Genomic DNA, 18289 nt, shown 5'->3' with positions numbered 1-18289 from the left:
GGGTTAAGGCGGCGGTAATTGCGTTTGCGTTTTCCGCCTATCTCCAGGCGCGGATATTGCCGTCGTCGTCGAGCATGTAGAGCGTCTGGTTCGCCATGACCGGCGGCAGCGAAACGCCCGCCTTCAGTTCCGTGAAGGGCGCGGTCGTGCCGGTCGCGGCATCGGCGCTCAGCACCACGCCTTCGGAGCTGGCGATCCACAGGCGATTGTTGGCGAGCACCGGGCCGGTCCAGAAGATTGCCCCGCGCTTGTCCTTCTCGTCCTTCCAGCGGCCCAGCTGCGTGATCCAGCGCACCTTGCCGGTCGCCCGCTGGATCGCCATCAGCCGCGCGTCGTCGGTCAGCGTGAATATCCACTCGCCTGCCAGCGCGGGAGTCGAAATGCCCGCGAGGTTCAGTTCCCAGACCCGCTGGCCGGTGACCAGTTCGTACGCGGCCATGCGACCGCCCTGCCCCAGAGCGAAGACGTAGCCCGAATCGATGATCGGATCGGCATCCACATCGGTCAGCGTGCCGACCTGCGTGGAGATGGAGGTCCGTGCCAGCGCGTCGGCCCACAGGGTGCGCCCGTTTTCATAACGATAGGCCGAAAGCTCGCCGGTCGAATAACCCGCGATAACCGTGCCCTGCGCTGCCGCCGGGGATGCCACGCCGAACACGCCCGCCAGCGCGGCGGAACCGGATTCGTTCCACAGGAACTCGCCATCCGCGGCGTTGAGCGCGTAGATCTGGTTGTCCTGCGACATAACGTAGACGGCGTTGAACGCCACGGTCGGCGAGCCGCGCAGCGGCCCAGCCGGGCGCGCGCGCCAGAATTCGCCGCCGGTGTTGGCATCGAGCGCATAGACGTCGCCCGCGCCGTTGGTCGCATAGACGCGGCCGCTGTCGTAGGTGACGCCGCCGCCGAATGCCGATCCGGTAAGCTCCTTCGCCAGTTCGCCGCGGAAGGCCCAGGCCTTTGCACCGGTCTGCGCGTCGAATGCGTGGACGGTCCCGTCGGTGTCGACTGCGAACAGCTTGCCGCCACCGATGACAGGAGCGGCGGCGAGGCGGCGCTTGTTGGTGCTGCCCGTGATGCTCGCGCTCCACGCCAGGGTCGGCGCGTTGCCGAAGGCCAGGTGCCCGACGCTGTTGGCGGCGTTGCCACCGGGCTGCGCCCATTCCGGATTGACCTGCGCCGGCGGCAGCACGACGGAGACATTGGCGATCGATGCATCGACTTCGGTCCCGGCCACGATGCGCGAAAGGATCGGCACGCGATTGCCCACGGTCGGCGTGCTGGGTTCGTCATCCCCGCCGCCGAAGATCGAGCATCCGGCCAGCGCCAGCGTGGCGATCCCGAAGGTGACGGCCCGCAAGGCGCGCGCCGTGGTGGAATGGGTCATCGCAAGCTTCCTTGAAATCATTGCGGCGCAGCCGCGCCTTCGGGGGTGGCGCCTTCGGCAACCAGCAGTTCTTCGGGGTCCTCGATCGCATCGAAACCCAGCACGCCCGCAAGCTGGCGCGTGCGCGAGCGGACCGAGCCGGGCGCGTCTTCGTCCTTGGCGATTTCGGCCAGGATCGGTCCGGCCAGATCGGGTTTGCCCTGCTCCAGGTAAGCGGCCGCCAGCAGCTCGCCAGCCGCGGCGAACCACGGCGCGCCCGGCGTCGCCAGCGGCTTCAGTTTCGCAACGACATCGGCAGGAGGGGTATCGTCGAATGTGATCGCCGCTTCGCGAATGGTCGCGAGATTGCGGTAGAGTTCCGGCACGTCCCCGTCGGCAGCGATCGCGGCGTAGAGCTTGGCCGCTTCGGCGGGCTTGTTCTGCTGCAACGCTATGCCAGCCTGAACCATGCGCGCCGATGCTGCCTGCCCGGCCGCATCGCCCGCCGCCAGCGGAGCGAACGCCTTGCTCGCCGTATCGAGGTTGCCGGCTTCGAGCTGATCCATGGCCTTGACCATTTCCTCGGAAGCAGCCTCTCGGCCCTCTTCCTGCTGGCCAGACCAGAACAGATAGCCGCCGAAACCGACGAGGCCGAGCAGCAAGGCCGCACCCAGCGGCTTGCCGTATTTGCGGCCGAAATCCTCGAGGTCCTGCTGGCGCACCGCGTCCTCGACTTCGCGCATGAAGACGTCTTCTTCGCTCGATCGCTTCTGTTCGGTGGTGGCGGGAGGTTTGGCCAAGGTAATCTGTTCCGTTCTTAGAGCCGATCGGCGTGTGCGGCGCTGTTTAGACGAAGCGCGGCTCAATTCAATCTTTCCGCTCCCCTGATCCCCAAACCCGGTGAACGGTCGATGAAGCCAGGCCCGGCGGGACTATGGCAGATCGCGCAAACCCAGTGCGCGGGCATAGAGGCGGCGATAGGCCGCGGCCATGTCCGCAAAGCCATATTCGGCACGCGCACGGCGGCGGTTCGCCTCTCCCACTTCGGCGCGAAGCTGGGGGCTGTCGGCAAGCGTCTTCAGGGCTGCGGCCAGCGCCTGCTCGTCGCCGGCAGGCGTGACGAACGGCGCGTTTTCCTTCGCCACCATGGTCGCGATGTCACCCACGCCAGGCGCGACGACCGGCACACCGGCGGCCATCGCCTCCACCACGCTGATCGGGAACTGCTCGCTGTAGGAAGAGAGCGCGAAGATATCGAACAGCGGGACGACCTTTTCCGGCGCGGCGAAGCCCGGCAGATGGACGCGGTCCTCCACGCCCGCCGCCTTGGCCGCCTGACGGATGGCGCCGCTCTCCGGCCCCTCCCCGCAAATCACCAGCTGCCAGCCTTCCGGCAGGGCGGCGAAGGCGCGAACCAGTCGGGGCAGGTTCTTGACCGCACGCAGCCCGGCCAGCGTGCCGACCCAGCATTCGTTCTTGCGCTTGATCAGCGATGGCAGGACGTCGGGCTTCGCACGCATGGCGAAGGCATCGAGATCGATGCCGTTGGGAATGCGATGCACCCGGCGCTCCGGCTGCTGCCACGCGTCGAGCGCAATCTGCCGCAATCCGCGCGAAGGCACGACCAGCGCTGCGGTGCGCCCGAAGCCGATCCGGCGAAACCAGTTGCGCGTCACCTTGAGACCGTCCGCCTCGTCCTGATTGAACCCGTCTTCGTGATGGATCAGCGGCGGCAGGCCCATGGACTGGGCGAACAGCGTGTGCGCCATCACCGCGTCCATCGCACCCCAATTGTAGGTGAGCACCAGATCGAAATCCCGCATGGCCTCCGCAAGCCTGCGATAGCGCGCCACGGAAGGGCGTCCGCGCAAAGGCGGAAATTCAGGCGAGAGGGTAATGCGCGCCGTCCTGTCGATGCGGCGGGCTGCGCCCGTTCGCTCGGCATCGCCGGAAACGATCGTATGGTGCAATCCTGGGCCGAAAGCGTTGATGAGCGCGACCGAGCGCAATTCCTTTCCGCCCGGATCGAAGGCGGAATGGAGGTGGAGGACGCGCTTCTGCGCCCCGCTCATTGCGCTTTCTCCACCAACCGTGCGAGCGCGTCCTGCGCCAGCGGCTCCGCGAGCGTGGGGGCATGGCCCGTGCCCGCAATCTCGACCACTTCGAGGCCCTGAATGCGGCGCTGCATCTCGCTTGCCGTGGCGTGCGAGAGCAGGTCGGAAAACGCCCCGCGCAACAACGTCACCGGACGCCCGCCCAGCGCCTCGAAAGCAGGCCAGAGGTCGCCGCCCCCACTCTCCCCGCCCGGCTGATTGAGCGGTTCTGCGATCCGCATGTCGTAGTCGAAGACGATGCGACCGTTGCCACCGACCGTCATGGTGCGCTTTGCGAAGTCGAGCCAGTCGGACAGCTCGTATGCGGGAAAGACGTCGTCCTGCTGCTCTCGCAGGCTGCGCGCGGCGTGCATCCATGTGGGATAGCTGCGGCCGTGGCCGACATAGTCCTTGATCCGCTCCAGCCCCGCAGGCTCCACGACAGGGCCGACATCGTTGAGCAGCACGCCTGCCAGCGCGACCTTGCCTTCCTGCGCGAGCAGCGCGGTGACGATCCCGCCGAGCGAGGTGCCGACGCTGACGAACGGGCCAAGCCCCGCCTGCTCCACCAGCGCTTCCACATCGCGGGCGTATTGGGGCGGATTGTAGGTTGCCGCATCCTTCGCATATTCGCTGGCCCCGCGACCGCGAAAGTCGACGCACAGGATGCGCCGCACCCCCATGAAGCGGTCCACCACCGGCGCGAAATCGCGCGCATTGCGAGTCAGGCCGGGCAGGCACACCAAAGGCGGCACATCGTCAGGCCCCGCGTAATCGCGGTAGTGCAGTTCCAGCCCATCCTCGCTGGTCCAGCTTCGGTCCTCAAATGCGTGCATAGTGCTGGAAAAGCCCCCGGGCTCGGCCTTCGCGCAGGGGCGAGCGGGCCGGTTGTTTGGCGACGCGCCTTGAAGCCAGCGCGTCCGACGGCCACATATCGCGCGATGCGACCCGAACCGCAAGCAGCGCCCTACCGCCCCGAGCCGCGAATTCAAGAGATTGCCGACTGGATCGCCGCGCCGGTCGATGCAGCGAATTTCCCGGAGACGCGGCTGCGCTTTCGCAACGACCGCTGGGCGCAGTCCGTCGGCCTCGACTATCTCACGGACGACCAGTGGTGCGCGCATTTCGGCCGCTTCGCTCCGCTCGAAGGCAATCTGCCACGCCCGCTGGCGCTCAAGTACCACGGCCACCAGTTCCGAACCTACAACCCGCAGATCGGCGATGGGCGCGGGTTCCTGTTCGCCCAAATGCGGGATGCGGAAGGGCGGCTGCTCGACCTTGGTACGAAGGGTTCGGGCCAGACTCCCTACAGCCGCGATGGCGACGGGCGACTGACGCTCAAGGGCGCGGTGCGCGAAATCCTCGCGACCGAGATGCTGGAGGCGCAGGGGGTCCACACCTCCAAGACCTTCAGCGTGATCGAGACCGGAGAGCAGCTGGCGCGCGGGGACGAACCATCGCCAACCCGTTCCGCCGTCATGGTGCGGCTGAGCCACGGCCATATCCGCATCGGCAGCTTCCAGCGCCTCGCCGCCCTGGACGAGCGCGATCACCTCGCCGCGCTGGTCGACTACGCGCTCTCGACCTATCCCGGCCCCATGCCGCCCGCAGATGCGCCCGCGCGCGACGAACCGGCGGTCATCCTGCTGCACCAGGTGGTCGAGCGTCTGGCCGATCTCGTGGCATCCTACATGGTCGCGGGCTTCGTCCACGGCGTGCTCAACACCGACAACATGAATATCTCGGGCGAGAGTTTCGACTACGGCCCGTGGCGCTGGCTGCCGCGCTGGGAAGGCGGGTTCACGGCCGCCTACTTCGACCAGACTGGCCTCTATTGCTTCGGACGCCAGCCGGAAGCCATTCACTGGAACTGCGCGCAACTCGGCAACGCGCTGCTGCCTCTAGCGGAAAAGGACGCGCTGGTCGCCGCGATCGATCGTTTTGCGCCGCTCTACCATTCGAACGTCGCGCGGCGGATGTGCTGGCGGCTCGGCGTCGCCTCGCAAGGCGAGGAGCGCGACCTCGCGCTGTTTCGCGCACTGGGCGAGGCGATGCGGCTGCGCGAAACAGTGCCGGAGGAATTCTTCCAGAGCCTGCGCGGGCTGCAAGACGTGCCCGAAGAACTTGCCGACGCGCTGGCCGGTTACGACAGCGTTGTCGATGCTCCCGCTCCCGCCCAGACAATGCTGATCGAGGAGGTCGAGGAGATCTGGGCTGCGATCGATCAGCGAGACGACTGGCAGCCGCTGCACGACAAGGTGGCTGCGCTGCGGACCTACGGCGCCACGCTCGGCCCGGCGCCGGAGCCTGCCGGGCATGGGTGAGTTCTTGTTTCCAGCGAAACTTTCCAACGCTCGCCATTGTGTCTATCGGGCGAGCGACAACTGCATTCTCTATTCGGGTCCGGAGGGCCGCCATCGCGCATGAGCACACAGGAAATCATCTCGATCGAACCTGCCACGGGCCAGGAATTGTGGCGCGCAAAGGTCGGAAATGTCGATGAAACCGTAGATCGTGCACGTCGCGTATGGCCCGCTTGGGCGGCCAAGCCGCTGGCCAATCGCATCGAACTGATGCGCCGCTTCGCGAACGAGGTTCGCAAGGAATACGAAAATTTCGCGGAGCTGATTGCACGCGAAACCGGCAAGCCGCTGTGGGAGGCGCGCACGGAAGTCGACGCCGTCATCGGCAAGGTCGAAATCTCGATCAAGGCCTATGCCGAGCGGACCGGCCAGAGAAAGCTCGACAGCGCCCTGCAAGGCACGGCGGCCCTGCGCCACAAGCCCCATGGCGTCATGGCCGTGCTCGGCCCCTACAATTTCCCCGCGCACCTGCCCAACGGCCACATCGTTCCGGCACTGATCGCGGGCAATGCGGTGATCTTGAAACCGAGTGAGAAAACACCGGCTTGCGGCGAACTTCTGATCAAGTGCTTCAACAAGGCGGGCGTCCCGGCGGCAGTCTGCCAACTGCTGGTCGGCGCGCGCGACGAGGGCGAGGCGCTGGTGGCCCACCCCGGCGTGGACGGCATCCTGTTCACCGGTTCGGCGCAGGTCGGCATCGCGATCAACAAGCGGCTCGCAACCAATCCCGGCAAGATCCTCGCGCTCGAAATGGGCGGCAACAATCCGCTGGTGTTGTGGGACACGCCAAAGATGTCCGACGCGGCCGTGCTGGCGATCCAGTCCGCCTTCACCAGCGCAGGCCAGCGTTGCACCGCCGCACGCCGCCTGATCGTCAAGTCGTCCATCTATGACGAGGCGATGGAGGAGATCAAACGCCTTGCCGACCGCGTCATCGTCGGCGCGCCGTTCGACGAAGTGCCCCCCTTCATGGGTCCGGTGATCGACAACGACACGGCCGACGCGCTGGTCGAGAGCTTCGTCTACCTGATGTCCAACGGGGGCAAGGCGATCAAGCACATGCGCCGCCCGCAGGACGACCTGCCATTCCTGACGCCCGCGATCATCGACACAACCGCGATGGCCGACCGGCCGGACGTCGAACTGTTCGGCCCGCTGCTGCAGGTCATCCGCGTCGATGATTTCGACGAAGCGATCCAGGAAGCGAACAACACGCGCTTCGGCCTTTCCGCTTCGCTAGTCGGGGGGACGCCGCAGGAATACAATCGCTTCTGGGCGAATATTCGCGCGGGCATCGTCAACTGGAACCGTCCGACCAACGGCGCATCATCGGCAGCACCGTTCGGCGGCGTCGGCTTGTCGGGCAACCATCGCCCGGCGGCATTCTACGCGGCGGATTACTGCGCCTACCCGGTCGCCAGCACCGAGATGGAACAGCCCCGCGCGACAGTAGGCGTGGGCTTTCGCGACAGCTGATAAATGAGAACCCCCGCCGCGCTAGGCGACGGGGGTCCTCCATGGCTCCGTAACTGCGACCCGGAGCCATGTTCGGTATATTCAGCCTTAGCGGCAGCGCGATCCGCCACGTTCGACTTCACGGCCCAGCAGGGCACCGGCGGCTGCGCCGAGCACCGTTCCGAGCGTACGGTCGCCGCGGCTGTCGATTTCGCGGCCCAGCAAGGCACCAGCGGCACCGCCGATGATCAGGCCGGTCGTGCCGTCTTTCTTGCGGCAGTAGGTGCGGCCATCATCGCCACGCCATACGCGGGTGTTGCGGTAAACCGGCTCGTCGTAATAGCCGCGGCCATAGCTGTTGTAGCGATCGTAGTTCCGGTCGTAGTTGCGACCGCGCTTCCAGCGCTTGTCCTTGCGGCCGTGGTTCCATTCCAGCTGCTCGCTGGACGGGCCGTAGTGCGAGACCTGCTCGACCGCGTTGTAGGTGTTCGTCGCGGCCGCAGCCGGAGCAGCGGTCAGTGCGACGGCCGGTGCGGAAAGCGCCAGTGCGGCGGCGGAAAGTGTGATCGTTTTCATGTTCGTGCTCCTTGTGCCTCCCCGTTGTTGGTTAAGGTTTAGAGCAGCCAAGCTGAACGGATAGCAACTGCGCTGTCAGCTTTGAAAATAGCGGCGAGCCGTTTTTCAGCGGCGATGGAATGACGATTGTGGTGGGTCGAACACCGGCCTAAGGCCGCGCCATGAGCAGGGACCCCGCGACGCTATGAATGACGAAACGCGCGCCGCAGCGAATCGCTCTGGCCTGCCATTTGCGCTATCCGCCTACGGGATATGGGGCTTCCTGCCGCTCTACCTGTTGCTGGTGCGCGAAGTGCCCGCGTTCGAATTCGTCGCGTGGCGAATCATCTGGACGCTGCCGATTTGCCTCGCGATCGTCGCGGTACGGCGGCAGTGGGCTGACATTCGCGCCGCGCTGGCGGATCGCCGCGCGCTGCTGGTCCTGCTAGCGAGCGCGGTGCTGATCGGCATAAACTGGTTCGTCTATGTCTGGGCGATCCAGGCGGGCGAGGTGTTCGCGGCGTCGCTCGGCTATTACATCAATCCGCTGGTCAACGTGCTGCTCGGCACGCTTCTGCTGGGCGAACGCCTGAGCCGCGCCGGATGGGTAGCGGTGGCGATCGCTGCCGGGGGCGTTGCGCTGCTGCTGGCGGGCGCGCTGACGACGTTGTGGATCAGCCTGACACTGGCGTGCAGCTTCGGCACCTACGGGATGCTCCGCAAGCAGGTGAATGTCGGTTCGCTGCCCGGCTTGACGATCGAATCGGCCATTCTGCTGCTGCCCGCTGCCGGCATCGCCGCGTGGTACGCCCAGTCGCCCGCCGGATCGTCCTTCGGCCATGATATCGGTCTTAGCGCCGCAATCATGCTGGGGGGACTTGTTACGGCGGTGCCGCTGCTGATGTTCGCGCTCGCCGCGCGGCGGATGGACTATTCCGTGCTCGGCTTCGTGCAATTCCTCGCGCCGACCATCGTCTTCATCCTCGGCCTGACGGTCTTCGCGAAGGAATTGCAGCCGGTGCAGCTGGCGTCTTTCGTTGCGATCTGGCTGGCTTGCGCGGTGTTCGCCTGGGACTTGCTCCGCAGTTCTAGGAAGCGGCCAGCCGCCAGCTGAGTTGCTGCCCGGCGTGGAAGGGGACGATCGGCTCCCCGCCCGCATCAAGCGCGTCGGGGACCAACGTGTCCTGCCTCACCAGCGTCACCGTTCCTTCGTTCAGCGGCAGGCCGTAGAAGCGAGGGCCGTTTTCGGAGGCGAATGCTTCGAACCGGTCGATGGCGCCCTCTTCCTCGAACACGGCGAGGTAGCTTTCGAGCGCGTAGGGCGCATTGAAGATGCCCGCGCAGCCGCAGGCGCTTTCCTTGGCGTGCCGGGCGTGCGGCGCGCTGTCGGTGCCGAGGAAGAACCTGGCCGAGCCGGAAGTTGCCGCCCTACGCAGCGCCAGCCGATGCTTCTCGCGTTTGGCGACGGGCAGGCAATAGGCGTGCGGATTGATCCCACCCGCGAAGATCGCGTTGCGATTGATGTGCAGGTGCTGCGGCGTCACCGTGGCGGCGACGTTGGCACTTGCGCTCTCGACGAATTGCACCGCATCGCGCGTGGTGACGTGTTCGAAAACCACCTTCAGCGCCGGGAAGTCCGCGACGATGCGCGACAGGTGCCGCTCGATGAACACGGCCTCGCGGTCGAAGATGTCGATATCGGCGGAGGTGACTTCGCCATGTACGCACAGCACCATGCCGATCGCCTGCATCCGTTCCAGCGCCGGGTAGATGTTTGCCACATCGGTGACGCCGCTGTCGGAATTGGTGGTCGCACCCGCCGGATAGAGCTTGGCCGCGGTGAAGACGCCCTCCGAAAATCCGCGCGCGAGTTCCTCCGGATCGGTGTTGTCGGTGAGGTAGGCGGTCATCAGCGGGGTGAAGTCGACGCCTTCTGGCACGGCGGCGAGGATGCGTTCGCGATAGGCGCTGGCCTGCGCCGTGGTGGTCACCGGGGGCGTCAAATTCGGCATCACGATAGCGCGGGCAAACTGGCGGGCGGTGTGCGGCACAACGGCGCGCATCATGTCGCCATCGCGGAAATGCAGGTGCCAGTCGTCAGGACGGCGGATGGTCAGGGATTCGCTCATGGGTTTGCCTATGGCGCGCCCGTTCCTATCTGTCATCCATGACCGCCACCAGACTGTTCGACCGCGCCGTGATCCGCCTCACCCCTGAAGTGGAGGGCGAGGACGTCAGGGCGTTTCTTCAAGGTCTGGTGACCAACGATGTCGGCGGCACGCTGCCCGCCTATGCCGGATTGCTGAGCGCGCAGGGCAAGGCGATGTTCGACATGATCGTGTGGCCGGCGGGCGACGGCGCCCTGCTGCTCGATTGCGAGGCATCGCAGGCCGAAGCGCTGGCAAAACGGCTATCGCTGTATCGCCTGCGCCGCAAAATCGCGATCGCCGTGGACCCGCACGTCGGCGTTCACTGGCAGGCCGAGCAAGGTGACGGCGGCGCGCGCGATCCCCGTCTGCCCGCACTTGGCCAGCGCTGGCTCGCCCCTGTTGCGGAGAGCGACGCGGGAGCCGACGACGCCTACCTCGCCCACCGGCTTTCGCTGGGCGTGCCGGAAGGCGCGGAGGAGCTGGGCGACATTCTCTGGCTCGAGACAAATGCTGCCGAATTGAACGGCGTCAGCTTCACCAAGGGCTGCTACGTCGGGCAGGAAAACACGGCGCGGATGAACTGGCGGCAGAAGATCAACCGCCGCCTGATTGTCGTGCCGCTCGATCGATCACAGGAAAAGCGCCGCAAGGCCGCTTACCCGGCGCTTGGCTTTGCGGTCGATCACCTACGGGTGGACGACATTCCGGCAGAGTTCGTTCCGGCGTGGATGACGCTCAATTCGGCGGAGGATTAGGCCGGCTCCGCCCCGTTCCGCTCGAGGCCTTCGGTCAGCATCCGTTCGGCGAGGTCGCGGGCGCTGTCTTCCGGCAGTTTCAGCGACTTGGCGAGCGGTTTGCCCATCAGCGCATTGCCCAGCGCCATCAGCACCAGGGCGAGCGTGTCCTGGTGGACCAGCATTACCCCGCCATGCGCGTCCGCCTCTTCAGGCGCGAGTTCGTCGACCAGTTCGTGGATCGTCTCGATGATCGGGTCGAGCGCGTCTTCGTTGCCCGTCAGCAGCATCCAGCTTGCCAGCGCGCCCGCACCTTCGCGGTCGAACGCGTCGAAGGTCAGGTCGACCACTTCGCGCGGGGAGCCGATCCCCGCCCTGCTCGCGCGGACGGCATCGCCGATGGTGTCGCACACCGTCCCGGCGAGATAGCCCGCCAGCGCCTTCTGCAACCCCGCGGCCGATCCGAAATGGTGCAGCAGATTGGCATGGGTCCGCCCCACGCGCGCTGCCACCGCCTTCAGCGTGACGGCCTGCGGCCCTGCCTCGATCAGCAATCCGCGCGCCGCCTCCAGCGCGGCGGTACGGCTTTCCTCAGGCGACAATCGCTTCCTTATTGACATTGATGTAAGTAAGACTACCTTGGAGACACAGATTTTTGCCGAGGATTATCGTCATGAATGCCCCCGCCGCCCTCGATCTAGACCGCAAGACACCTGCGGACAAGCGCGCGCGAAAGGCGCCGGATGACCTCACCCTGACGGTGCGGGACGAGCGGTTCAATCGCGAGGCGATGCCACGCCGCTGGTGGGCGGGCGAACCATTCGGCACCGCCTGGCACAATGCCCTTTCCGCCACTTTTCCGCGTGGCGAGGCGTTCTTCATCGAGGCGGTGAAGGCGCATCGCCCCAAGGCCGGCGATGGCGCCGACCCCAGGCTGGAGGCCGAGATCCGCGCGTTCGTGAAGCAGGAAATCAACCACACGCGCGAACACATCGCCTTCAATCGCTTGGCCGAAGATCACGGCTACGACATCAAGGCGATCGACAGGCGGGTCGAACAATTGCTCGCGCTGACCAAGGGTCGCCCGCCGATCGCCAATCTCGCCGTAACCATGGCGCTGGAACACTACACGGCGATGATGGCGCATGAATTCCTTGCCAACCCCGCCCACTTCGCCGCCGCCGATGCCGAGGTCCGCGACATGTGGCGCTGGCACGCGGTCGAGGAAATCGAGCACAAGGGCGTCGCCTACGACACCTGGAACCACGCGACCAAAGACTGGACGGCGTGGCGCCGCTGGCGGGTCCGCAGCCTGGTGATGCTGCTGGTTACCGGGCGCTTCTTCAAGAACCGCTGGATCGACACGATCAGCCTTCTTGCGCAGGACGGTATCAACGGCTGGAAAGCGCGCTGGGGCCTGTTCAAGTACCTCACCGTCACGCCGGGCGTGGTGCGGCGAATATTCCCGTCCTGGCTCGCCTATTTCCGCCCCGGCTTCCACCCGTGGGACCACGACGATCGCGAACTGATCGGCAAGTACGAAGGCGAGTTCCGCGACGCCTTGCTGCCCGCGCACTGAGCCTCAAACGGCGCGCGCCGCCCGGTATCAGGCGGCGCGCTTCCATTCAGTCGGGCAGCAATCTCCTGCCAGGTCGATCGCGTAGTGGAGGCAAGGATCGGCTCGGCCCCGCGCGACGCTGTGCAGTTTGGAGCTTTGCCCGGTCGGCTTGAAGCCCGCCTTGCGCAGCACCGCACCCGACGCCGGATTGTCGACGAAGTGCACGGCGCCCAGGTGCTTCATGCCCATCATCCGGGCAATTTCGATGAGCCCGCAAGCGGCCTCGGTCGCGTAGCCGTGGTTCCAGTATTCGCGCGCGAACCAGTAACCGATCTGCAATTCGCCGGCGTGTTCGACGAAGCCGATCTGCCCGATGTATTGCGCCCCGCCGTCGGGGGACGGCAGCGTCACGGCAAAGGTCGGCATTGCGGGATCCGGCGTGCGCGCGGCAAAGGCGCGGGCATCGGCCTCGGCATAAGGCCACGGCGCCTGCGCGAGATTGCGCACGATCGGCAGCTCCGCGATGCCGGAGAGAATGGCAGGCCAGTCTTCTGGGAAGATCGGCCGCAGGAACAGCCTGTCTGTACGGTGGAACATCGCATTCTCTCCTCGTGTCTCCACGCGCCGGGCTCCTAGGCCGGCCGCGTGACAATTGCATTGCGGCGAGCAGAAATTTTCGCCGCGCGAATTTTTCGAAGAGGGAGAAACGACAAGAGGGAGACGGACCCCCTGCATTCACAGGAAAGTCCCATCTCCCTCTTCGTCTGCCGGGTCGTTAGACCGGCTGGGACCGTCCTGTCTGGACGATCCCTTTCACGGAGCGTCCGATTATTCCGCGGCTTGCGCCATTACGTCTACCGACACGTATTTGCGGCCGAGCTTGCCATCGTGGAAGCGGACGCGGCCGGCGCCGAGCGCGAACAGCGTGTGGTCCTTGCCCATGCCCACGTTGGTGCCCGGGTAGAACTTCGTGCCGCGCTGGCGCACGATAATGTTGCCGCCGATCACTTCCTGACCGCCGAACTTCTTCACGCCGAGACGACGACCGGCTGAATCGCGACCGTTGCGCGAAGAACCGCCTGCTTTCTTATGTGCCATCGTTCGTGATCCTTACTTTGTGTCGGTCTTCTTGGCCGCTGCCTTCTTGGCAGGAGCCTTCTTCGCCGGAGCCTTGTCGTCAGCAGCCTTCTGGGTCGCTGCGGTCTTCTTCGGCTCTGCCTTCTTGGCAGTGGCCTTGGCTTCCTTGGCGGTATCCTTGGTTTCCACTGCAGCGACGTCGGCGTCGGCCACCTTGGCCTCTTCCTTCTTCGGAGCGGCCTTCTTCTCGGCCTTCGAATCGCCCACCTGCGTGATGCGCAGCAGGGTCATCTGCTGGCGGTGCCCGTTCTTGCGGCGATAGTTGTGGCGGCGGCGCTTCTTGAAGACGAGAACCTTTTCGCTCTTCGCCTGAGCGATGATTTCTGCCGAAACCGTCACCTTGGCAGCGTCGGCCATGCTGTCGCCTTCACCGGCAAGCAGGACATCGCCCAGCGTGACGGTATCGCCCGCTTCGCCAGCCAGCTTTTCCACCGCGATCTTGTCTCCGGCGGCCACCCGATACTGTTTGCCGCCTGTGCGCACTACTGCGAACATGGTACTTCCATCCGTTCGTTTTGACTGCCGTTCCATACATCCCGATGACCGGAAACGAACGACAAGGAGGCGCCACAAGGGCGCCGGAAAGAGGGGAGCCGTTAGGACACGTCCGCGCCGCTGTCAACGCCGCTTGGCCTGTTCTCGCGTGAATTTGTGGGTGGAAGCGATGGATTGCAAGCGTTCCGGTGCTAAGGAACATTGCCATGACGCGCCCCACCCCTGCCCTGCTCGCCGCGATGCTCGTCCTGAGCGCCTGCGCGGGATCGTCCGATGCCTATCCCAGCCTAGCGATTCGCGACGTGGAACGCGCCGCGGCGAATCCCGCCCCGCCGCCCGAACCGGAGCCTGCACCCACCGCCGACCCGGCCGACCTGGCGCGCGCGGACGTGCTGCTGGGCGAGGCGCGCGCGGCGCATGAGCGATTCCTCGCCGCCCTCGCCCGCGCACGTCAGGCAGCCAGCGCTGCGGGCGGTCGCGGCGACGTGGCTTCCCCCGCACAGGGAACGGCGCTGGTGCAACTCGCAACGCTCGACAGCACGCACACCGAGCTGCTCGAACCGCTGGCGGAACTGGAAACGCTGCTGGCCGAAGTCAGCCTCGCGGGGCTGGAACCCGGTGCCATCGCCTCCGCTCATGCCGAAGCGCTCGCCCTTTCGGAGCAGGAGGAGGCGTCCATCGAAGGCGTTGCGCGGCAGATCGGCCGGTGAAGCTCTCGTGCGAGCGATGCCCGGTGCGCGACAGCGCGGCTTGCTCGGTCCTGTCGGAAGATGAGCGCGAGACACTCGCCCGCTCGGGCCGCAGTCGCACGCTGGCGCGCGGCGAAACCCTGTTCATCGCTGGCGAGGAAGCGCAGGCCTGCGCCACGCTGACGAAGGGGGCGCTGAAGGTCTGCTCCACCGACGAGGACGGAACCGAGCATATCCTCGCGCTGATCCATCCGGCGGGCTTTACCGGAGAGCTGTTCGTCCCTTTCGCGCGTCACGACGTCGTCGCGCTGACCGACAGCGAGCTGTGCCTTTTCGCACGCTCCGACATGGACCGCGCGCTGGAACGGCATCCCGCGCTAAGCCGCGCCTTGTTGCGGCGGCGCGAGGAGGATCTCTTCGCCGCGCGCGAGCTTTCGGCGCTGGCTGCGAAGAACAGCGCACGCGACCGCGTGGTCGGGCTGCTGTCCGCACTGGCGCAGGCGGCGAGCGATTCGCCCTGCCATGCCGCGACCCGGCTCGACCTGCCGCTCTCCCGCAGCGAGATGGCCAGTATGCTCGGCCTTACGATCGAGACCGTCAGCCGCCAGATCGGCGAGCTGGAGAAAAGCGGCGCGATCCGCCGCAACGGCAGACGCGGGATCGAAATTCTCGACCCCGCCGCCTTTGCTGCGTGACACCGGATGTGATCAGCTGACGATCGCCCGGATGGCGACGATTGCCAGGCCCCAGCCGAACACCACCACCGGGATAATCAGCGCCTGGATCGCGGCAGCCTTGCCGGTGCAGGGCCCGGTGCTGGTCATGATGCCGTTGCGCAGGAAGGCATCCCAGCTACTCGCCCTGGAGCCGTTCCGTTCCGGCGCCATGCGAACCCAGAGGGCGGGCACACCGAAGAAGCCGAGCACGAACACTGCGAAGATCACCATCGGCAGCACCATTTCCGGAGAGGGGAGCGCAATGGCCATGGTGGCGAGAAAGCCGAGGAACAGGCCGAGCATGGCGACATAGATACCGTGCGGCATCTCGAACGTGCGGTCGGCCACCGGCGCAGGTGCAGGTGCAGGCGCAGGGAATATGGCGGGCGCCGCTCGCAACTCGGCGTGGACGATCGCCTTGTCGGCCACCAGTTCGCGGGTCATCAGCTTGCTCATCGGATCGTCTCCTGTTCGATGAGCCGGTTATGCTCCCGATTCGCGCGACGAACCTTGATGCAGATCAAATTGTGTGAATTTCCGTAGCTTCCCACGCGGCCAAGCTTGCGTGATCGTCCGCGCGCGGCGCGATCCAGTGCCAGCCGTCCGCGCGCCGCTCGCGCTTCCAGAACCAGCTGCGCGACTTGAGATGATCCATCAGGTAATCGACCGCGTCCAACGCCCCGCGCCGGTGCCGTGCGGCGGCCGCGACCAGCACGATTGCCTCGCCCGGCTGCATCGTGCCGACCCGGTGCCAGGCGAGCACCCCGTCGAGGGCGAAGCGCTGCTGCGCCGAAGCGGCCAGCGCCTCCATCCCGCTTAGCGTCAAAGGTTCGTAATGCGTGAGTTCGAGCGTCTTCACATCGCCATCGGGCCGCACCTTGCCGACGAAGCTGGCAATGCCGCCCGCTTGCGGGTTCGCGGCGTTGAAGGCCGCCAGTGCCTCTCCCGCAGAGAGGCCGGAGGTCAGCAGGCGCACATCGGCAGGTGTCGAGAGCGTGAGCCTAGCCACCGCTGACCGGCGGCAGCAGCGCCACCTCGTCTCCGTCCTGCGCCAGCAACGCGGTCTTGTCGGCCAGCACGCGCCCGGCGCAGGCGACATTCACCCGGTCGAGCCGCAATTGCTCGGCTGTGGCCGGGGCGACGGCGGCGAGCAGCCCTTGCCAATCGAGCGGCGCGTCGACGCTGCGTTCGGCAGCTCCCTCGCAGTCCTGCAACGGGCCGAGGAACAGCAAACTCACCGCCATGTCAGCCGCCCGTTACCGACATATGGCGCGGCTGGGCAGGCGCGGCGCCGCGTTCCGAATTGTCGAACGCATGCCGCTCCGGCTTGATCGCCATCGCCATATCCAGCGCCGCGACGATACCCGCCTCGGGATCGTCGGAGCGCAGGGCTGCACGAAGGTCGACCTGCTCCGCCCCGCCGAGGCAGGCGTAGAGCTGCCCGGTCGCTGTCACGCGCACCCGGTTGCACCCGGCGCAGAAATTGCTGGTGAGCGGTGTGATGAAGCCGATCCGCCCTCCGGTTTCGGCCACCGCGGCATAGCGCGCAGGGCCGCCCGTGCGATCGCCGGTGTCGGTCAGGGTCCAGCGCCGCTCCAGCTCGTCGCGTACCGCCGTCAGCGGCAGATACTGGTCGATCCGGTCGGCCTCGACCTCGCCAAGCGGCATCACCTCGATCAATGTGACGTCGTGGCCACGCTCGTGCGCCCAGGCGACGATGTCCGGTATCTCGCGCTCGTTCGTGCCTTTCAGCGCCACGGTGTTCAGCTTGACCTTGAGGCCAGCTTCCTTCGCTGCCGCGATGCCGACGAGTACGTCCTTCAGCCGGTCGCGCCGCGACAGCGTCTCGAAGACGTCGGGATCGAGCGTGTCGAGCGAGACGTTCACCCGCCGCACGCCGGCGCGGTGCAAATCGGTCGCGAAACGCGCGAGCTGCGTGCCATTGGTGGTGAGCGTCAGCTCCTCGAGCCCGCCTGGGCCGATCTCCCGTCCCAACGCGGTGACGAGGTCGATCATGTCGCGCCGCACCAGCGGCTCCCCACCGGTGAGGCGGATCTTGGTCACACCGCGCGCGATGAAGGCCAGCGCGAGGCGGTGCAGTTCCTCAAGGCTCAGCACTTCGGCGCGCGGGAGGAAGCGCATAGCCTCGGGCATACAGTAGGCGCAGCGCAGGTCGCAGCGGTCCGTCACCGAAAGGCGCAGGTAGCTGATGCGCCGGGCAAAGCTGTCGACGAGGGGCTGGCGGCACGTCACGCGAGCGAAGCTACCGCATCTCCTGCACCTTGGCTATCCAGCATGAGGTACTGGCCGGTAATACCCGGCGCCGCTTCCAGATACAGCAGGGCCGCAGCGACCGAATCCGCTTCGCCTGCAACCGCGTTCACCCGGACCGGGGAATGCGTGCGTGCGAGGCTGCGCACGACGGCGAGCTGCCAGTCGCGATGGGTGTGATCCGCCAGCTCGAAAATCAGGACCAGACTTTCCGGGCCCTGATCCATGACCTGTGCGATGTGCATCAGCCATTCGGCGTGAAACGTTGCCGAAGCCGCCACCGGATCGCTTCCCAATCCGGTAATCCTCAAGACCTTCTGACCCGCCATCAGCGCCGTTGGCGATGCAACGTTATGCCGATCTGCTCGCCCGCCTCGCTGATCGCCAGCTTCACGATCTTCACCGTGACCGCCAGCACGCGGGTATCCTGGAGGAACAGCGTTTCGCAGATGTGGTCGGCGACCGATTCGACCAGTTTGAAATGCACCCCCGGCGGCAGTGCATCCGACGCGGCAAACTTCAAATCCATGTAGTTCTTGCTGTCGGCCAGCGGCGTGTCGGGATCGTAGCGGTCGAGCGGCCTCAGCGCGACGTCGATGGTGAAACGCAGCGGCTGGGCCTTGCCGGTTTCTTCCGAATAGATGCCGGTCAGCACGTCATGCTCGAACTCGGCAAGCTGGAGGGTCAGCGAATCGCTCATACTCAATGCC

General features: G+C 66.1%; 23 protein-coding genes. 7 read left to right on the top strand and 16 right to left on the bottom strand.

Going from position 1 to position 18289, the window contains the following annotated elements; translation table 11 throughout:
- Positions 1-37: 37 nt before the first annotated feature.
- From ACXYN8_RS10495 to ACXYN8_RS10480, 4 genes are all read right to left on the bottom strand, one after another.
- Entirely contained in the window at positions 38-1384 is a 1347-nt protein-coding gene (locus tag ACXYN8_RS10495) for an outer membrane protein assembly factor BamB family protein (RefSeq protein WP_458889388.1), read from the bottom strand.
- 17 nt (positions 1385-1401) lie between these two features.
- A complete protein-coding gene (locus ACXYN8_RS10490; RefSeq protein WP_458889387.1) occupies positions 1402-2163 on the bottom strand; it encodes a tetratricopeptide repeat protein in 762 nt (253 codons plus the stop codon).
- Between the two features lie 132 nt (positions 2164-2295).
- Entirely contained in the window at positions 2296-3435 is a 1140-nt protein-coding gene (locus ACXYN8_RS10485; RefSeq protein ID WP_458889386.1) for a glycosyltransferase family 4 protein, read from the bottom strand.
- On the bottom strand, positions 3432-4292 hold the full coding sequence (locus tag ACXYN8_RS10480) for an alpha/beta fold hydrolase (RefSeq protein WP_458889385.1): 861 nt from the start codon (positions 4290-4292) through the stop codon (positions 3432-3434). The genes ACXYN8_RS10485 and ACXYN8_RS10480 overlap by 4 nt, the downstream gene beginning before the upstream one ends.
- A 105-nt stretch (positions 4293-4397) precedes the next feature.
- Here ACXYN8_RS10480 and ACXYN8_RS10475 point away from each other — a divergent pair, with 105 nt between their 5' ends.
- Both ACXYN8_RS10475 and astD read left to right on the top strand, forming a co-directional pair.
- Entirely contained in the window at positions 4398-5780 is a 1383-nt protein-coding gene (locus ACXYN8_RS10475) for a protein adenylyltransferase SelO family protein (protein WP_458889384.1), read from the top strand.
- Positions 5781-5879: 99 nt separating this feature from the next.
- Positions 5880-7295 (top strand): succinylglutamate-semialdehyde dehydrogenase, encoded by a 1416-nt coding sequence (gene astD, locus ACXYN8_RS10470; RefSeq protein WP_458889383.1) that lies wholly within the window; start codon positions 5880-5882, stop codon positions 7293-7295.
- An 87-nt stretch (positions 7296-7382) separates the two neighbouring features.
- Here the strand turns inward: astD and ACXYN8_RS10465 are convergent, their stop codons facing one another.
- Positions 7383-7850 (bottom strand): glycine zipper 2TM domain-containing protein, encoded by a 468-nt coding sequence (locus ACXYN8_RS10465; protein ID WP_458889382.1) that lies wholly within the window; start codon positions 7848-7850, stop codon positions 7383-7385.
- Positions 7851-8034: 184 nt separating this feature from the next.
- Here ACXYN8_RS10465 and rarD point away from each other — a divergent pair, with 184 nt between their 5' ends.
- Positions 8035-8943 carry an EamA family transporter RarD gene (gene rarD / locus ACXYN8_RS10460; RefSeq protein ID WP_458889381.1) on the top strand — a complete coding sequence of 303 codons (909 nt, stop codon included), beginning with the start codon at positions 8035-8037 and terminating at the stop codon, positions 8941-8943.
- On the opposite strand, the gene pyrC is transcribed toward rarD, so the two are convergent.
- Complete coding sequence (gene pyrC / locus ACXYN8_RS10455) at positions 8918-9958, bottom strand: dihydroorotase (protein WP_458889380.1); 1041 nt, start codon at positions 9956-9958, stop codon at positions 8918-8920. The two genes, rarD and pyrC, sit on opposite strands and share 26 nt — an antisense overlap.
- Before the next feature lie 38 nt (positions 9959-9996).
- Between pyrC and ygfZ the strand changes: the two genes are divergently transcribed.
- The gene (gene ygfZ / locus ACXYN8_RS10450; protein ID WP_458889379.1) at positions 9997-10734 is read left to right on the top strand and encodes a CAF17-like 4Fe-4S cluster assembly/insertion protein YgfZ; all 738 of its coding nucleotides are present in this window, start codon (positions 9997-9999) and stop codon (positions 10732-10734) included.
- On the opposite strand, the gene ACXYN8_RS10445 is transcribed toward ygfZ, so the two are convergent.
- Positions 10731-11333 (bottom strand): TetR/AcrR family transcriptional regulator, encoded by a 603-nt coding sequence (locus ACXYN8_RS10445; protein ID WP_458889378.1) that lies wholly within the window; start codon positions 11331-11333, stop codon positions 10731-10733. The genes ygfZ and ACXYN8_RS10445 overlap by 4 nt on opposite strands.
- Before the next feature lie 53 nt (positions 11334-11386).
- Between ACXYN8_RS10445 and ACXYN8_RS10440 the strand changes: the two genes are divergently transcribed.
- The gene (locus ACXYN8_RS10440) at positions 11387-12292 is read left to right on the top strand and encodes a metal-dependent hydrolase (RefSeq protein ID WP_458889377.1); all 906 of its coding nucleotides are present in this window, start codon (positions 11387-11389) and stop codon (positions 12290-12292) included.
- A 27-nt stretch (positions 12293-12319) separates the two neighbouring features.
- Here ACXYN8_RS10440 and ACXYN8_RS10435 read toward each other — a convergent pair whose 3' ends face one another.
- From ACXYN8_RS10435 to rplU, 3 genes are all read right to left on the bottom strand, one after another.
- The gene (locus tag ACXYN8_RS10435) at positions 12320-12868 is read right to left on the bottom strand and encodes a GNAT family N-acetyltransferase (RefSeq protein ID WP_458889376.1); all 549 of its coding nucleotides are present in this window, start codon (positions 12866-12868) and stop codon (positions 12320-12322) included.
- Between the two features lie 231 nt (positions 12869-13099).
- A complete protein-coding gene (rpmA, locus tag ACXYN8_RS10430; protein WP_458889375.1) occupies positions 13100-13369 on the bottom strand; it encodes a 50S ribosomal protein L27 in 270 nt (89 codons plus the stop codon).
- Positions 13370-13381: 12 nt separating this feature from the next.
- The gene (rplU, locus tag ACXYN8_RS10425) at positions 13382-13903 is read right to left on the bottom strand and encodes a 50S ribosomal protein L21 (RefSeq protein WP_458889374.1); all 522 of its coding nucleotides are present in this window, start codon (positions 13901-13903) and stop codon (positions 13382-13384) included.
- A 206-nt stretch (positions 13904-14109) separates the two neighbouring features.
- On the opposite strand from rplU, the gene ACXYN8_RS10420 reads away from it, so the two are divergent.
- On the top strand, positions 14110-14613 hold the full coding sequence (locus ACXYN8_RS10420; RefSeq protein ID WP_458889373.1) for a hypothetical protein: 504 nt from the start codon (positions 14110-14112) through the stop codon (positions 14611-14613).
- Positions 14614-14636: 23 nt separating this feature from the next.
- Positions 14637-15287 (top strand): Crp/Fnr family transcriptional regulator, encoded by a 651-nt coding sequence (locus tag ACXYN8_RS10415; protein ID WP_458889372.1) that lies wholly within the window; start codon positions 14637-14639, stop codon positions 15285-15287.
- A gap of 12 nt (positions 15288-15299) precedes the next feature.
- On the opposite strand, the gene ACXYN8_RS10410 is transcribed toward ACXYN8_RS10415, so the two are convergent.
- The 6 genes from ACXYN8_RS10410 to ACXYN8_RS10385 all read right to left on the bottom strand — a co-directional run bounded on the left by ACXYN8_RS10410 (position 15300) and on the right by ACXYN8_RS10385 (position 18279).
- Positions 15300-15764, bottom strand: coding sequence for a hypothetical protein (locus tag ACXYN8_RS10410; protein ID WP_458889371.1), 465 nt, complete (start codon positions 15762-15764; stop codon positions 15300-15302).
- A 64-nt stretch (positions 15765-15828) separates the two neighbouring features.
- The gene (locus ACXYN8_RS10405; protein ID WP_458889370.1) at positions 15829-16317 is read right to left on the bottom strand and encodes a molybdenum cofactor biosynthesis protein MoaE; all 489 of its coding nucleotides are present in this window, start codon (positions 16315-16317) and stop codon (positions 15829-15831) included.
- Positions 16310-16552, bottom strand: a complete 243-nt coding sequence (locus tag ACXYN8_RS10400; RefSeq protein ID WP_458889369.1) for a MoaD/ThiS family protein — start codon at positions 16550-16552, stop codon at positions 16310-16312. Before ACXYN8_RS10400 ends, ACXYN8_RS10405 begins: the two co-directional genes overlap by 8 nt.
- A gap of 1 nt (position 16553) precedes the next feature.
- The gene (gene moaA, locus ACXYN8_RS10395; protein WP_458889368.1) at positions 16554-17561 is read right to left on the bottom strand and encodes a GTP 3',8-cyclase MoaA; all 1008 of its coding nucleotides are present in this window, start codon (positions 17559-17561) and stop codon (positions 16554-16556) included.
- Complete coding sequence (locus tag ACXYN8_RS10390; RefSeq protein ID WP_458889367.1) at positions 17558-17908, bottom strand: Rossmann fold domain-containing protein; 351 nt, start codon at positions 17906-17908, stop codon at positions 17558-17560. The genes moaA and ACXYN8_RS10390 overlap by 4 nt, the downstream gene beginning before the upstream one ends.
- Positions 17908-18279: a dihydroneopterin aldolase gene (locus ACXYN8_RS10385; RefSeq protein WP_458889366.1), complete on the bottom strand. Its 372-nt coding sequence runs from the start codon at positions 18277-18279 to the stop codon at positions 17908-17910. Before ACXYN8_RS10385 ends, ACXYN8_RS10390 begins: the two co-directional genes overlap by 1 nt.
- Between the last annotated feature and the right edge of the window lie 10 nt (positions 18280-18289).

This window comes from Altererythrobacter sp. CAU 1778 (assembly GCF_054482795.1).
The sequence above is the reverse complement of the archived record's forward strand: the minus strand, read 5'-3'. Positions and strand labels throughout refer to the sequence as shown.